At 67.5% G+C, this 14,135-nt stretch carries 15 protein-coding genes; 11 read left to right on the plus strand and 4 right to left on the minus strand.

Going from position 1 to position 14,135, the window contains the following annotated elements:
- Window positions 1-14: 14 nt before the first annotated feature.
- From ACV22Z_RS14795 to ptsP, 6 genes are all read left to right on the plus strand, one after another.
- Window positions 15-1,535 (plus strand): ammonium transporter, encoded by a 1,521-nt coding sequence (locus ACV22Z_RS14795; RefSeq protein WP_448077041.1) that lies wholly within the window; start codon window positions 15-17, stop codon window positions 1,533-1,535.
- A 242-nt stretch (window positions 1,536-1,777) separates the two neighbouring features.
- On the plus strand, window positions 1,778-3,067 hold the full coding sequence (gshA, locus tag ACV22Z_RS14800) for a glutamate--cysteine ligase (RefSeq protein WP_448077042.1): 1,290 nt from the start codon (window positions 1,778-1,780) through the stop codon (window positions 3,065-3,067).
- Window positions 3,068-3,104: 37 nt separating this feature from the next.
- Window positions 3,105-4,061 (plus strand): glutathione synthase, encoded by a 957-nt coding sequence (gene gshB / locus ACV22Z_RS14805; protein WP_448077043.1) that lies wholly within the window; start codon window positions 3,105-3,107, stop codon window positions 4,059-4,061.
- A gap of 284 nt (window positions 4,062-4,345) precedes the next feature.
- Window positions 4,346-4,816 (plus strand): PTS sugar transporter subunit IIA, encoded by a 471-nt coding sequence (locus ACV22Z_RS14810; RefSeq protein WP_448077044.1) that lies wholly within the window; start codon window positions 4,346-4,348, stop codon window positions 4,814-4,816.
- A gap of 71 nt (window positions 4,817-4,887) precedes the next feature.
- Entirely contained in the window at window positions 4,888-5,157 is a 270-nt protein-coding gene (locus ACV22Z_RS14815) for an HPr family phosphocarrier protein (protein ID WP_448077045.1), read from the plus strand.
- Window positions 5,158-5,359: 202 nt separating this feature from the next.
- On the plus strand, window positions 5,360-7,129 hold the full coding sequence (gene ptsP, locus ACV22Z_RS14820) for a phosphoenolpyruvate--protein phosphotransferase (protein ID WP_448077046.1): 1,770 nt from the start codon (window positions 5,360-5,362) through the stop codon (window positions 7,127-7,129).
- A gap of 70 nt (window positions 7,130-7,199) precedes the next feature.
- On the opposite strand, the gene ACV22Z_RS14825 is transcribed toward ptsP, so the two are convergent.
- The 3 genes from ACV22Z_RS14825 to gpmA all read right to left on the minus strand — a co-directional run bounded on the left by ACV22Z_RS14825 (window position 7,200) and on the right by gpmA (window position 10,551).
- Window positions 7,200-7,952 carry a HesA/MoeB/ThiF family protein gene (locus ACV22Z_RS14825; RefSeq protein ID WP_448077047.1) on the minus strand — a complete coding sequence of 251 codons (753 nt, stop codon included), beginning with the start codon at window positions 7,950-7,952 and terminating at the stop codon, window positions 7,200-7,202.
- Window positions 7,953-8,082: 130 nt separating this feature from the next.
- Window positions 8,083-9,630 carry a S41 family peptidase gene (locus ACV22Z_RS14830; protein ID WP_448077048.1) on the minus strand — a complete coding sequence of 516 codons (1,548 nt, stop codon included), beginning with the start codon at window positions 9,628-9,630 and terminating at the stop codon, window positions 8,083-8,085.
- A gap of 174 nt (window positions 9,631-9,804) precedes the next feature.
- Window positions 9,805-10,551, minus strand: a complete 747-nt coding sequence (gpmA, locus tag ACV22Z_RS14835; protein WP_448077049.1) for a 2,3-diphosphoglycerate-dependent phosphoglycerate mutase — start codon at window positions 10,549-10,551, stop codon at window positions 9,805-9,807.
- A gap of 118 nt (window positions 10,552-10,669) precedes the next feature.
- On the opposite strand from gpmA, the gene ACV22Z_RS14840 reads away from it, so the two are divergent.
- From ACV22Z_RS14840 to ACV22Z_RS14860, 5 genes are all read left to right on the plus strand, one after another.
- Window positions 10,670-11,092, plus strand: coding sequence for a rhodanese-like domain-containing protein (locus tag ACV22Z_RS14840; RefSeq protein ID WP_448077050.1), 423 nt, complete (start codon window positions 10,670-10,672; stop codon window positions 11,090-11,092).
- Window positions 11,089-11,349 carry a glutaredoxin 3 gene (gene grxC, locus ACV22Z_RS14845; RefSeq protein WP_448077051.1) on the plus strand — a complete coding sequence of 87 codons (261 nt, stop codon included), beginning with the start codon at window positions 11,089-11,091 and terminating at the stop codon, window positions 11,347-11,349. The genes ACV22Z_RS14840 and grxC overlap by 4 nt, the downstream gene beginning before the upstream one ends.
- Window positions 11,350-11,449: 100 nt before the next feature.
- Window positions 11,450-11,932: a protein-export chaperone SecB gene (secB, locus tag ACV22Z_RS14850; RefSeq protein ID WP_448077052.1), complete on the plus strand. Its 483-nt coding sequence runs from the start codon at window positions 11,450-11,452 to the stop codon at window positions 11,930-11,932.
- Window positions 11,933-11,958: 26 nt separating this feature from the next.
- Window positions 11,959-12,957 (plus strand): NAD(P)H-dependent glycerol-3-phosphate dehydrogenase, encoded by a 999-nt coding sequence (locus tag ACV22Z_RS14855; RefSeq protein ID WP_448077053.1) that lies wholly within the window; start codon window positions 11,959-11,961, stop codon window positions 12,955-12,957.
- A gap of 83 nt (window positions 12,958-13,040) precedes the next feature.
- Window positions 13,041-13,565 (plus strand): O-acetyl-ADP-ribose deacetylase, encoded by a 525-nt coding sequence (locus tag ACV22Z_RS14860; protein ID WP_448077054.1) that lies wholly within the window; start codon window positions 13,041-13,043, stop codon window positions 13,563-13,565.
- A gap of 29 nt (window positions 13,566-13,594) precedes the next feature.
- Here the strand turns inward: ACV22Z_RS14860 and trmL are convergent, their stop codons facing one another.
- A complete protein-coding gene (gene trmL / locus ACV22Z_RS14865) occupies window positions 13,595-14,065 on the minus strand; it encodes a tRNA (uridine(34)/cytosine(34)/5-carboxymethylaminomethyluridine(34)-2'-O)-methyltransferase TrmL (RefSeq protein ID WP_448077055.1) in 471 nt (156 codons plus the stop codon).
- Between the last annotated feature and the right edge of the window lie 70 nt (window positions 14,066-14,135).

A 14,135-nucleotide genomic window follows, 5' to 3' on the forward strand; every position in this document is an offset into this window, starting at 1 on the left:
AGAGGAATACCAAGATGCGCAAACTTCTGATGTCCCTGCTGATGGCTGGCTCGCTGATCGCGGCCGGCGTTGGCTCCGCGCTCGCGGACGACGCGGCGTCGGCCGCGGCTGCGTCCGCGCCTGCCGCCTCGGCGCCTGCCGACGCATCGGCCGCTGCCGCTGCGCCGGCCGCTTCGGCGCCGGCTGCGTCCGAGGCTGCCGCTTCTGCCGCCGCTTCGGCGCCGGCTTCGGGCGCCCCCGAGGCATCGGCCGCCGCCGCCGCGTCGGCCCCGGCCGCGCCTGCCGCCCCGACCGCGCCGTTCTCGGTCGATTCGTCGAAGATCAGCTCGGGCGACACCGCGTGGATGCTGACCTCCACCGCGCTCGTGCTGTTCATGACGGTGCCGGGCCTCGCGCTGTTCTACGCGGGCATGGTCCGCAAGAAGAACGTGCTCGCGACGGTGATGCAGAGCTTCGCGATCACCGCGCTGATCACGGTGCTGTGGACGGTGGTCGGCTACAGCCTCGCGTTCACGCCGGGCAACGGCTTCATCGGCGGCCTGTCGCGCGTGTTCCTGCACGGGATGAACTACATCCACGGTGACAAGGCGACGACGCTGACCGTCAGCCACCTCGCGCCGACGATCCCCGAGACGGTGTACTTCGTCTACCAGATGACGTTCGCGATCATCACGCCGGCGCTGATCTGCGGCGCGTTCGCCGACCGGATGAAGTTCTCGGCGATGCTCGTGTTCATGGCGCTCTGGTCGCTGATCGTCTACGTGCCGATCGCGCACATGGTGTGGGAGCCGACCGGCTGGCTGTCGGCCGACGGCGTGCTCGACTTCGCGGGCGGCACGGTGGTGCACATCAACGCCGGTATTGCGGGCCTGATGTCGTGCCTCGTGCTCGGCAAGCGCGTCGGCTACGGCCGCGAATCGATGGCGCCGCACAACCTGGTGCTGACGATGATCGGCGGCTCGATGCTGTGGGTCGGCTGGTTCGGCTTCAACGCCGGTTCGGCGGTCGCTGCTGACGGCCGTGCCGGTTTCGCGATGCTGACGACGCAAGTCGCGACGGCCTGCGCGGCGCTCGGCTGGATGTTTGCGGAATGGGTCGCGAAGGGCAAGCCGTCGGTGCTCGGCATCGTGTCAGGCGCCGTCGCGGGTCTCGTCGCGATCACGCCGGCATCGGGCTTCGTCGGCGTGACGGGCGCCCTCGTGATCGGCATCGCGGCCGGTGTCGTCTGCTTCTGGTCGGCGACGTGGCTCAAGTCGAAGCTCGGCTACGACGACTCGCTCGACGCGTTCGGCGTGCACGGCGTGGGCGGGATTCTCGGCGCGCTGCTGACCGGCGTGTTCGCGGTCAAGGACATCGGCGGTGCGGACGGCAGCCTGCTGCTGCAGGCGAAGGGCGTGCTGATCACGCTGGTCTACAGCGGTATCCTGAGCTTCGTCCTGCTGAAGCTGATCGACATGACGATCGGCCTGCGCGTGACGGAAGAGGAAGAGCGCGAGGGCCTCGACGTGATCCTCCACGGCGAGCACGTCGAATAAGACTGAACGAAGCACGGCGGGCGGCACCGATGCCGCCCCCGCGACGAATGAGCGCAGCGACTTCGGCCCGCCTTCCCGGCGGGTTTTTTTTCTCCTGCGGCGCGGCCCTGTAGCGGATAACCCTGTCCGCAATCGGGTCAATAGCCAGAAACTTCCTCCAAATCCTTGTGATCCCGGGAACAATCCCCAAATGGGCGATGCAATTGCTCTACAATCTTCATTCTCCCGCTCGCGAGTGATTCATGGTTCCCCACCTCGTTACGGCGTTAAACGGCCCGCTGCTCGAGCTCGAGCAGAAGATCCTCGACGCCACGCCTGCGATCGAACGCTGGTTCAGGCTCGAATGGCAGGAACACACGCCGCCGTTCTACTGCTCGGTCGACCTGCGTAACGCGGGCTTCAAGCTCGCGCCCGTCGACGCCAACCTGTTTCCCGGCGCGTTCAACAATCTGCCGTCCGAAGTGCTGCCGCTCGCCGTGCAGGCGGCGATGGCCGCGATCGAGAAGATCTGCCCGGACGCGAAGAACCTGCTCGTGATCCCCGAGCTGCCGACCCGCAACGCGTTCTATCTGGAAAACGTCGCGCGCCTCGCGACGATCATGCGCCAGGCCGGCCTCAACGTGCGCTTCGGCTCGCTCGATCCGAGCATCACCGACATCACGCCGATCACGCTCGCCGGCGGCCAGACGATCGTGCTCGAGCCGCTCGAGCGCACGCCGCGCCGTCTCGGCCTGAAGAATTTCGATCCGTGCTCGATCCTGCTGAACAACGACCTGTCGGCCGGCATCCCGCCCGTGCTGGAAAACCTGCACGAGCAATACCTGCTGCCGCCGCTGCACGCGGGCTGGGCCGTGCGCCGCAAGTCGACGCACTTCTCTTGCTACGACGACGTCGCGAAGAAGTTCGCGAAGATGGTCGGCGTCGATCCGTGGATGGTGAATCCGTATTTCTCGCACGTCGAAGGCGTCGACTGGCAGGGCCATGAAGGCGAGCAGGCGCTCGCCGACGCGATCGACGGCGTGCTGAAGAAGATCGCGCGCAAGTACCGCGAATATGGCATCAGCGAGAAGCCGTACGTCGTCGTGAAGGCCGACGCCGGCACCGCCGGGCGCGGCGTGATGACGGTGCACGACGCGGCCGAGATCGGCCGCATGTCGAAGGCCGAGCGCGCGCAGATGGCCGAGTCGAAGGCCGGGCTCGCGGTGCGCGACGTGATCGTTCAGGAAGGCGTGTACACGTTCGAACGGGTCGGCGACGAAGTGGCCGAGCCGGTCGTCTACATGATCGACCGCTATGTGGTCGGCGGTTTCTACCGCACGCACGCCGGCCGCGAGCGCGACCAGAACCTGAACGCGCCGGGCATGCACTACGTGCCGCTCGGCTTCGAGCACACCGCGCTGCCGGACGCGGGCGCCAAGCCGGGCGCTGCGCCGCCGAACCGGTTCTACATGTACGGCGTCGTCGCGCGGCTGTCGCTGATCGCGTCGTCGATCGAACTGGAAAAGACCGATCCGGAAGCCATTCAGGTGTAACGGCGCGCTGCGCCGGCACCGCAACGACAGGACCCGCATGGACATTCTCTTTATCGCCGACCCGCTCGAGCGCTTCAAGATCTACAAGGATTCGACCTACGCGATGATGGCGGAGGCCGCGCGGCGCGGGCATGCGATCTACGCGTGCGAGCCGCATCAGCTCGCGTGGACGGGTTCGGGCGTCGAGGCGGACGTGCGGCGCGTGACGATCGTCGGCGACACCGCCGACCTGCACCGCCATCCGTGGTACGAGGCGGCCGCGCACGAGTCGCGCCTGCTGACGTCGTTCGACGCGGTGCTGATGCGCAAGGATCCGCCGTTCGACATGGAGTACGTGACGGCCACGTGGATGCTGGAAGTGGCCGAGCGCGCCGGCGCACGCGTGTTCAACAAGCCGCAGGCGATCCGCGATCATTCCGAGAAGCTCGCGATCGGCGAATTCCCGCAGTTCGTCGCACCGACGCTCGTTACGCGCGATGCCGCGCGGCTGCGCGCGTTCCATGCCGAGCACGGCGACGTGATCGTGAAACCGCTCGACGGCATGGGCGGCATGGGCGTGTTTCGCGTGAAGGCGGACGGGATGAACCTCGGCTCGATCATCGAGATGCTCGGGCACGACGGCACGCGTTCGCTGATGATCCAGAAATTCATCCCCGAGATCAAGGCGGGAGACAAGCGCATCCTGCTGATCGCCGGCGAGCCCGTGCCGTATTCGCTCGCGCGGATTCCGCAGGGAAGCGAGGTGCGCGGCAATCTCGCGGCAGGCGGCGTTGGCGTCGCGCAACCGCTCTCCGCGCGCGATCGCGAGATCGCCGACACGCTCGGGCCGGTGCTGGCCGCACGCGGGCTGCTGCTGGTCGGCCTCGACGCGATCGGCGACTGGCTGACCGAGGTGAACGTCACGAGTCCGACGTGCTTCCGCGAGATCATGGAGCAGACGGGCTTCGACGTCGCCGCGATGTTCATCGACGCGCTGGAGCGCGCGGCGTCGTAAGCAAGCCGCGTGTTGCACGCGCAACACCGGCGGCGGCCGCGCAGGTCCCCCGCTGCCGGAAAGAGGTGACCGGCCTGCTACAATGCCCGCTTGCCAGGCACCGGCGTCGAGGTGCCGCTGGCCCGGCAGCCGGGCTGAATTTGTTGCAAGGCTGAAAATGAAACGACCCCCACGCTCGCTTTGCTCGCTGCCCCCCGAGGGGGCGGCCAGCCGGCTACGCAGGCGCAGAGCGGTGCTCTGCGAATTCCCTGCTACGCCCTTGGGGCGGCTCGGCGGAGGCTGACATGGCAGGGATTCTGATCATCGCGCACGCCCCGCTCGCCACCGCGCTGCGGGATTGCATCGCGCACATCTACGGCGGCGTGCCCGCGCGCATCGGTTGCATCGACGTGCATGCGGACAACGATCCGGCCCAGGTGATGGCGTTCGCGCACGCCGAGCTCGCGCGGCTCAAGGAAGACAACGGCGCGATCGTGCTGACCGACATGTACGGCGCAACGCCCGCGAACATCGCCGGCCAGCTCGCGAAGATCGCGAACGTGCGCGTGCTCGCCGGCGTCAACCTGCCGATGCTGGTGCGCGCGGTCTGCTACCGCCAGCTGCCGCTCGACAAGCTCGTCGACAAGGCGCTGTCCGGCGGCGCGAAGGGCGTCCATGAGGTCGCGGCGGGCACGCCGCCGCCGCCTTCCGAAGTCGGCTGCGGCCAATGCGCGCCGATTCCGCCGGAGCCGCGGCCGCGCACCGAGTCGCCCTGACCGCATTTCATTCCCCGTTTCAGATCCATCCGCCGACGGGTGCCGCCGGCAACCTCGACCGAACGAGAACCATGCTTCAACAAGAAACCACCATCGTCAATAAATTGGGGCTGCATGCGCGCGCATCGGCCAAGCTCACGCAACTGGCCGGCAATTTCCAGTCCGAAGTCTGGATGTCGCGCAACGGGCGCAAGATCAATGCGAAGAGCATCATGGGCGTGATGATGCTCGCGGCGGGCATCGGCAGCACGGTCTCGATCGAGACCGAGGGGCCGGACGAGCAGGAAGCGATGGACGCGCTGCTGAAGCTGATTGCCGACAAGTTCGGCGAGGGTCAGTGACCGACGGCACAGGATCGTTGCCGTTTCCAGTGAGAATGCCGCGGATACCGCGGCATTTTTTTTGTCGGCAGGATTGATGCAATGCACGCAATGCTGCGCTGCATGCAGTCAGGCGCGAGGTGTGGAATTTATAATCGGTATCCGGGGTCATAAGCGCATCGCAGCGGTGTGCCGCGGCTTTACATGTACAGAGGAGGTGCGCGTGTCCTTCACGCTGCATGGCATTCCCGTCTCACGAGGTATCGCGATCGGACGAGCGTATCTGATCGCGCCGGCGGCGCTCGACGTCGCCCATTACCTCGTCGAGGCGACCCAGATCGACGCCGAGGTCGAGCGCTTCCGCACGGCGCTCGCGGCCGTGCATCGCGAGCTCGAAGCGCTGCGCGCCGACCTGACCGAGGACACCCCGAGCGAAGTGGGCGCGTTCATCGACGTGCACGCGATGATCCTGAGCGACGCGATGCTCGTGCAGGAAACGATCGACCTGATCCGCACGCGGCGCTACAACGTCGAGTGGGCGCTGACCGAACAGCTCGACCTGCTCACGCGCCATTTCGACGACATCGAGGACGAATACCTGCGCGAACGCAAGGCCGACATCGAGCAGGTGGTCGAGCGCGTGCTGAAGGCGCTCGCGGGCGCGCCGTCCGCCTCGCAGGCGCTCAACGGCGCCGCGAAGGGCACCGACGAGATGATCGTCGTCGCGCACGACATCGCGCCGGCCGACATGATGCAGTTCAAGACCCAGTCGTTCCAGGCATTCGTCACCGATCTCGGCGGGCGCACGTCGCATACGGCGATCGTGGCACGCAGCCTCGGCATTCCGGCCGCGGTCGGCGTGCAGCACGCGAGCGCGCTGATCCGGCAGGACGACCTGATCATCGTCGACGGCGACCAGGGCATCGTGATCGTCGATCCGGCGCCGATCGTCCTCGAGGAATACTCGTACCGGCAGTCCGAGAAGGCGTTGGAGCAACGCAAGCTGCAGCGTCTGAAGTTCTCGCCGACGCAAACGTTGTGCGGCACCAAGATCGACCTGTACGCGAACATCGAGCTGCCCGACGACGCGAAGGCGGCCGTCGAGGCGGGCGCGGTCGGCGTCGGCCTGTTCCGCTCCGAATTCCTGTTCATGCACCAGAAGGCGATGCCGGAGGAGGAAGAGCAGTTCGCCGCGTACAAGCGCGCGGTCGAATGGATGAAGGGGATGCCGGTGACGATCCGCACGATCGACGTCGGTGCCGACAAGCCGCTCGAGGCGCTCGACGAAGGCTACGAAACTGCGCCGAACCCGGCGCTCGGCTTGCGCGCGATCCGCTGGAGCCTGTCCGAGCCGCAGATGTTCCTCACGCAGTTGCGCGCGATCCTGCGCGCGTCCGCGTTCGGGCAGGTGAAGATCCTGATCCCGATGCTCGCGCACGCGCAGGAGATCGACCAGACGCTCGACCTGATCCGCGAGGCGAAGCGCCAGCTCGACGATGCGGGCCTCGCGTACGATCCGAACGTGCGCATTGGCGCGATGATCGAGATCCCGGCCGCGGCGATCGCGCTGCCGCTGTTCCTGAAGCGCGTCGATTTCCTGTCGATCGGCACCAACGACCTGATCCAGTACACGCTCGCGATCGACCGCGCGGACAACGCGGTCGCGCATCTGTACGATCCGCTGCATCCGGCGGTGCTGCACCTGATCTCGTATACGCTGCGCGAGGCGAAGCGTGCAGGCGTGCCGGTATCGGTATGCGGGGAGATGGCGGGCGACCCGGCGCTCACGCGCCTGCTGCTCGGGATGGGGCTCACCGAGTTCTCGATGCACCCGAGCCAGCTGCTCGTCGTCAAGCAGGAGATCCTGCGCGCGCACCTGAAGGCGCTCGAAAAGCCGACGGCCGACGTGCTCGCGGCGTTCGAGCCCGAGGAAGTGCAGTCGGCGCTGAAGCGCCTGGCGGTGGCCGAGCCGCGCGCGGACGCGGCCGCTTGAGCCTGCTTGAGCCTGCTTGAGTTCGCTTCTGACGCACATGCCTGCGCGGCATGTGCGGCGCGGTCCGGCGTCAGTGCCGGCCGCCGCACACCGGGCAGTCGCCCTGGCGCGCGATCTTCATCGTCGTCCATTCCATCCGCAGCGCATCGAGCATCATCAGCCGGCCGCTCAGCGTCGCGCCGATGCCGCCGATCACGCGCAGCGCCTCGGCGGCCTGCATCGCGCCGATGATCCCGACCGTCGGCGCGAACACGCCCATCGTCGCGCACGCGACTTCCTCGAACGGCTGGTCTTCCGGAAACACGCACGCGTAGCAGGGCGCCGCCGAGTCGCGGAAGTCGAACGTGCTGATCTGGCCGTCGAAGCGCAGCGCCGCGCCCGACACGAGCGGCACGCGATGCGCGACACATGCGCGGTTGATCGCGTGGCGGGTCGCGAAGTTGTCGGTGCAGTCGAGCACGACGCTCGCATGCGGCACGTGCGCGGTGAGCCACGTGTCGTCGACGCGCTCGGCGACCGCGTGCACGGTCACGTCCGGGTTCAGCTGCGCGAGCGTGTCGCGCCCCGATTCCACTTTCTTGCGCCCGACCGATGCCGTCACGTGCAGGATCTGCCGCTGCAGGTTCGTGAGATCGACCGTGTCCGCGTCGACGAGCGTGATCGTGCCGACGCCGGAGGCCGCGAGATACATCGCCGCTGGCGAGCCGAGACCGCCCGCGCCGACGACGATCGCATGCGCGTCGAGAAAGCGCTGCTGCGCCTCGATGCCGATTTCGTCGACGAGGATGTGGCGGGAATAGCGGAGGAGTTGATCGTCGTTCATGAGTAGGCTGCGGGCGAGACGCGGTGCTGGGGACGGTGCGGACTTTGCGTACGCGTACTTATTCTAGGCGCGCATGAAAAACGGGCCATCGCGGTCTTCCCGCGATGGCCCGTCGGAGGCTGGCCGGCGCTTACTGCGGCGCCGAAGCGGGCGCCGGTTTCGTCGCGGCCGGTTTTGCCGCCGGCGCGGCCTTCGAGGCCGTCGTCGACTTGCCGGCCGGAGCCTGCGTGCTTTCCGCGAGCAGCGACTTCGACTGCTGCACCGGCTTGCCCTCGAGCTTCGCGAGCGCCTGCTGCATCATGAAGTCGTCCGCGCTGCCGAACTCGACCGGCTTGCGGTCGCGATCCTTCTGGCGCTGCTCGGGCGTCTTCTTGTCGTTCTGCTCTTCCAGGATGCGCAGCTGGTCCATCCGGCGCTGCTCGCGCTCTTCCTGTTCCTTCTTCTCGTTCGGATCCTGCGTGTTCGCGAGGTGGTTCGTGTAGTCGACTTCGCGCGTCACGAGCACGTCGTCCGGATCGCCGTCCGCGTACTGGTCGACCGGAACGTCCGGCGCGATGCCCTTGTTCTGGATCGAACGGCCGCTCGGCGTGTAGTAGTACGCGGTCGTCAGGCGCAACGCGGTGTCGGCCGTCATCGGGCGGACCGTCTGCACCGAACCCTTGCCGAACGTCGTCTTGCCCATGATCAGCGCGCGCTTCGAATCCTGCAGCGCACCCGCGACGATTTCCGACGCGGACGCCGAATACGCGTTCGTCAGCACGACGATCGGCACGGTCTTGAAGACCGGCGGCAGGCCCTTCAGCGGATCGCCGTCGAACGACGGCAGGCGGTAGTTGTCGTAGGTGTCGCGGTAGACCTGCTTCGAATCGGGGATCTGGCCGTTGGTCGACACGACGACGGAATCCGGCGGCAGGAATGCACCCGCGACGCCGACCGCGCTCTGCAGCAGGCCGCCACCGTTGTTGCGCAGGTCGACGATCAGGCCCTTCAGGTTCGGCTGCTGGCGCGCGATGTCCTGCAGCTTCGCGGCGAGATCCGGCGTCGTGCGTTCCTGGAAGCTCGTGATGCGGATGTACGCGTAGCCCGGGTCGAGCAGCTTCATCTTCACGCTCTGGACCCTGATGATCGCGCGCGTGACCGTGACCGGGAACGTGCGGTCGTCGCTCTTGCGGAAGATCGTCAGCGTGACCTTGGTGCCCGGCTCGCCGCGCATCTGCTTGACGGCCTTGTCGAGCGTCATGCCGCGCACCGGCTTGTCGTTGATGCGGGTGATCAGGTCGCCCGGACGGATGCCGGCGCGGAACGCGGGTGTATCTTCAATCGGCGAGATCACCTTGACGAGGCCGTCTTCCTGCGAGATCTCGATGCCGAGACCCGCGAAGCGGCCCTTCGTCTGCTCCTGCAGCTCGTCGTAGTCGGTCTTGTCGAGGAACGACGAATGCGGGTCGAGGCTCGACACCATGCCCTTGATCGCCGCCGTCAGCAGCTTCTTGTCGTCGACCGGCTCGACGTACTCGCGCTTGATCTGGCCGAACACTTCCGCAAACAGGCGGAGCTGGTCGAGCGGAAGCGGCGCCGTGACGGTCTGCTCGGCCGAAGCGGAAATTTGCAGCGTGGCGAACACGCCAGTGGCAAGGCCCGCGGCAATCAGGCCGATGTTCTTCAATTTCATACGCATAGAGATCTGGTGCGGTCGGGAAGCGCGTGGCGGTAGCGGGGATGTAGCGGACAAGTATAACTGTTCGTCCGACTTGCCAGTGGAACGGGGCGAAACCGGTTCGACAGCACCCGGGCGAGGAGGTTCTCGCGAGGGCCCGCCGGGCCGGCGCAGGGCCGGCCCGGCGGGGCGGGATCAGCCCGCCTTGCCCTGCTTCGCGACGGCGGCCTGCGCCTTCGCGATCGCTTCCTGGTCGCCGAGATAGTAGTGCTTGATCGGCTTCAGGTTCTCGTCGAGTTCATAGACGAGCGGCACGCCGTTCGGGATGTTCAGGCCGACGATGTCGCTGTCCGAGATGCCGTCGAGGTACTTGATCAGCGCGCGCAGCGAGTTGCCGTGCGCGGCGATCAGCACATCCTTGCCGGCCTTGATCGCCGGGGCGATCGACTCGTTCCACAGCGGCAGCACGCGCGCGACCGTGTCCTTCAGGCATTCGGTCAGCGGCAGCTGCTCGCGCGGCACCTTCGCGTAGCGCGCGTCGCCGTACGGCGCGCGTTCGTCGGTCGCCTCGAGCGCGGGCGGCGGCGTGTCGTAGCTGCGGCGCCATACGAGAACCTGGTCGTCGCCGAACTTCGCGGCCGTTTCCGCCTTGTTCAGGCCGGACAGCGCGCCGTAGTGGCGCTCGTTGAGGCGCCACGAGTGCACGACGGGCAGGTACATCAGGTCCATCCGGTCCTGCACGTGCCACAGCGTGCGGATCGCGCGCTTGAGCACGGACGTGTACGCGATGTCGAACGTGTAGCCGGCCTCCTTGAGCAGTTCGCCGGCCCGGTAGGCCTCATTGGCGCCCTGTTCGGTCAGGTCGACGTCGACCCAGCCGGTGAAGCGGTTTTCCTTGTTCCACGTCGATTCGCCGTGGCGGATGAGAACGAGCTTGTGCATGGATGCTTGCGGTCGGTAGTGAAGGAAGCGGTGCGCCGGGCGTCACGCCCGCGCAAGTCGGTTATTTTATAATGGCGGGATTGTCCTTTTCCGATTTCTCTTTTTCCGGCGGAATTCCGTGACGTTCTTTACCGATTACACGAACCTGGCCCTCATCGCGATCCTGCTGGTATCTGGCGGCCTGCTGGCCTGGCCGGCGCTGCGGCGCGGCCGCGGCGGCCTGTCGGCTGCCGAGGCGACGCAGCTCATCAATCGTCGCAACGCGGTCGTGATCGACCTGCGGCCCGCGTCCGAGTTCGCTGCCGGCCACCTGCCGTCGGCGCGCCAGGTCGAGGCGGGCGAAATCGGCGCGAAGATCGCGCAGGTCGCGAAGAACAAGAGCACCCCGGTGCTGCTCGTGTGCCAGAACGGCCAGCAGTCGCAGAAGGCGGCGCGCGCGGTCGAGGCGGCGGGCTATGCCGAGGTGCACGTGCTCGAGGGCGGCGTCGCCGCCTGGCAGCAGGCCGGGATGCCGGTCGTCAAACAAGGAGTGGCGAAGTGAATAAAGTGGTCATGTACAGCACCCAGGTGTGCCCGTATTGCATCCAGGCCGAGCGGCTCCTGAAGCTGCGCGGCGTCGAGCAGATCGAGAAGGTGCTGATCGACAAGGATCCGTCGCGCCGCGACGAAATGATGTCGCGCACGGGCCGCCGCACGGTGCCGCAGATCTACATCGGCGACACGCACGTCGGCGGCTACGACGATCTGTCGAAGCTCGACCGCGCAGGCGGCCTCGTGCCGCTTCTGCAAGCCGCCTGATTAGGGCAGAATGGCCGCCGGCTGCGCAGCCAGGCGCGCAGGATCAACCGGAGCAGCCGGCAACGGCCGGCCGCTCCGTCACCACTTTTAGGGAAACACCATGTCCGACGTCGAAAACCAACCGTTCTTCAATATCCAGCGCGTCTACCTGAAGGATATGTCGCTCGAGCAGCCGAATTCGCCGGCGATCTTCCTCGAGCAGGACATGCCGTCGGTTGAAGTCGAGGTCGACGTCAAGGCCGAGCGTCTCGCGGAAAGCGTGTTCGAAGTCGTCGTGTCGGGCACCGTGACGGCCAAGGTGAAGGACAAGGTCGCGTTCCTGATCGAAGCGAAGCAGGCCGGCATTTTTGACATTCGCAACATTCCTGACGAGCAGCTCGACCCGCTCGTCGGCATCGCGTGCCCGACGATCCTGTTCCCGTACCTGCGCTCGAACATCGCCGACGCGATCACGCGCGCGGGCTTCCCGCCGATCCACCTCGCCGAGATCAACTTCCAGGCGCTCTACGAGCAGCGTCTCGCGCAGCTCCAGCAGCAGCACGCAGGTGCGGCAGGCGCGCCGAACGGTTCGACGCTGAACTGACGCATGACCAAGGACCGGTGCTGGGTATGAAAGTAGCCGTTCTCGGCGCCGGTGCCTGGGGCACCGCGCTCGCGGGCCATCTGGCCGCGCGGCACGATACGCTTCTCTGGGCGCGCGACGCTGCGCTCATTGCCGGGCTGCAGGCCCGGCACGAAAATTCCCGCTATCTCGACGGCATCGCGCTGCCCGACGCATTGCGCTACGACGCGGATCTCGCCGCGGCGCTCGCGCACGGCGCCGCGGACGACGCGCTGTGCGTGATCGGCGCGCCCGTTGCCGGGCTGCGCGCGCTGTGCGGCGCGATGCGTGACGCCGGCTGCGTGCCCGCGCACGTGATCTGGGTCTGCAAGGGCTTCGAGGCCGATACCCATCTGTTGCCGCATCAGGTGATTGCAGCCGAGCTGCCGGAACAGCTCAGCAACGGCGTGCTGTCGGGCCCGAGCTTCGCGCGCGAGGTCGGCCAGGGGCTGCCGGTCGCGCTGACGATCGCCAGCGCGTCGGCCGCGTGCCGCGAGCGCACGCTCGCGGCGTTCCATCACGGCGCGATGCGCATCTATACGGGCGACGACATCGTCGGCGTCGAGGTCGGCGGCGCGGTGAAGAACGTGCTCGCGATCGCGACCGGCATCGCCGACGGCCTCGGCCTCGGCCTCAACGCACGCGCCGCGCTGATCACGCGCGGCCTCGCGGAAATGTCGCGGCTCGGCGTCGCGCTCGGCGGCCGCGCGGAAACCTTCACGGGCCTCACAGGCCTCGGCGACCTGATCCTCACCGCGACGGGCGACCTGTCGCGCAACCGCACGGTCGGCCTGCAACTGGCGGCCGGCCGCTCGCTGAACGATATCCTCGGCGCGCTCGGCCATGTCGCCGAAGGCGTGCGCTGTGCGCAGGCGGTGCTCGCGATCGCGCGCGCGCAGTCGCTCGAGATGCCGATCACCGAAGCCGTGTGCGGCGTGCTGTTCGACGGCGTCGCGCCGCGTGATGCGGTCAGCGGCCTGCTGCGCCGGGACGCGCGCGCGGAGTAGCGCGCGGAAGTCGTGCGGCGTGGTCGCGCCGCCGCGCAAAGCGGGCTACGCTTGAATCGTCTTCTTCGTACGGGGAGGTCGTCATGCCCCAGTTCGGTTCCACCACGCTCGACGCGCAGGTCGTCGACATCACGACGCTCGCGGTCGATGCGATCGTCAACGCGGCGAACGGCTCACTGCTGGGCGGAGGCGGTGTCGACGGCGCCATCCACCGCGCGGCCGGCCCGGGCCTCGTCGCCGAATGCCGCACGCTTGGCGGTTGCGAAACCGGCGACGCAAAGCTCACGCGCGGCCACGGGCTGCCGGCGAAATACGTGATTCATGCGGTCGGCCCGGTGTGGCACGGCGGCGGGCAGCGGGAAGCCGAGATGCTCGCGTCGTGCTACCGGCGCGCGATCGAACTCGGCGAAGAAGTCGCCTGCACGTCGATCGCATTCCCGGCAATCAGCTGCGGAATCTATCGTTATCCGGCGGAGCAGGCGGTCGACATCGCGGTCGGCACGGTCATCGAGATGCTGCCGCAGGCGCCGAATCTTGCGCGCGTGATATTCGCGTGCTTTGCGCCGGACATGCTCGCGCTGTACCAGGCGCGCCTCGAGCGCGTCTAGCGCGCTCACCGCATTTGGCCGCGCAGATGTCAGGCGCCGCCTTCGAAGCCGGCCTGCCGCCACGCCTCGAACACGACCACCGCGACCGTGTTCGACAGGTTCAGGCTGCGGTTGCCGGGCCGCATCGGCAGGCGCACGCGCTGTTCGTTCGGGAAGCGTTCGAGCAGCGGCGCGGGCAGGCCGCGCGTCTCCGAGCCGAACACGAACCAGTCGCCCGGCAGGAACGCATGGTCGTGGAAGCGGCCCGAGCCGCGCGTCGTGAACGCGAACATCCGCGCGGCGTCGGGTGTTTCGGCCGCGACGAACGCGTCCCAGTCCGCATGCACGCGCATGTCCGCATATTCGTGATAGTCGAGGCCCGCGCGGCGCATCTTCGCGTCGTCGAGCGGAAAGCCGAGCGGCTCGATCAGGTGCAGCCGTGCACCGGTATTCGCGCACAGGCGAATCACGTTGCCGGTGTTCGGCGGAATTTCGGGGGCGACGAGGACGACGTTGAACATGGTTCGGTTCCGGCGGCCGCGCTCGGCGGGCCGCACTCGGTAGGCCGGCCTCGCGGCCGGCCGGGTTCTG

This window comes from Burkholderia sp. PU8-34 (assembly GCF_053427725.1).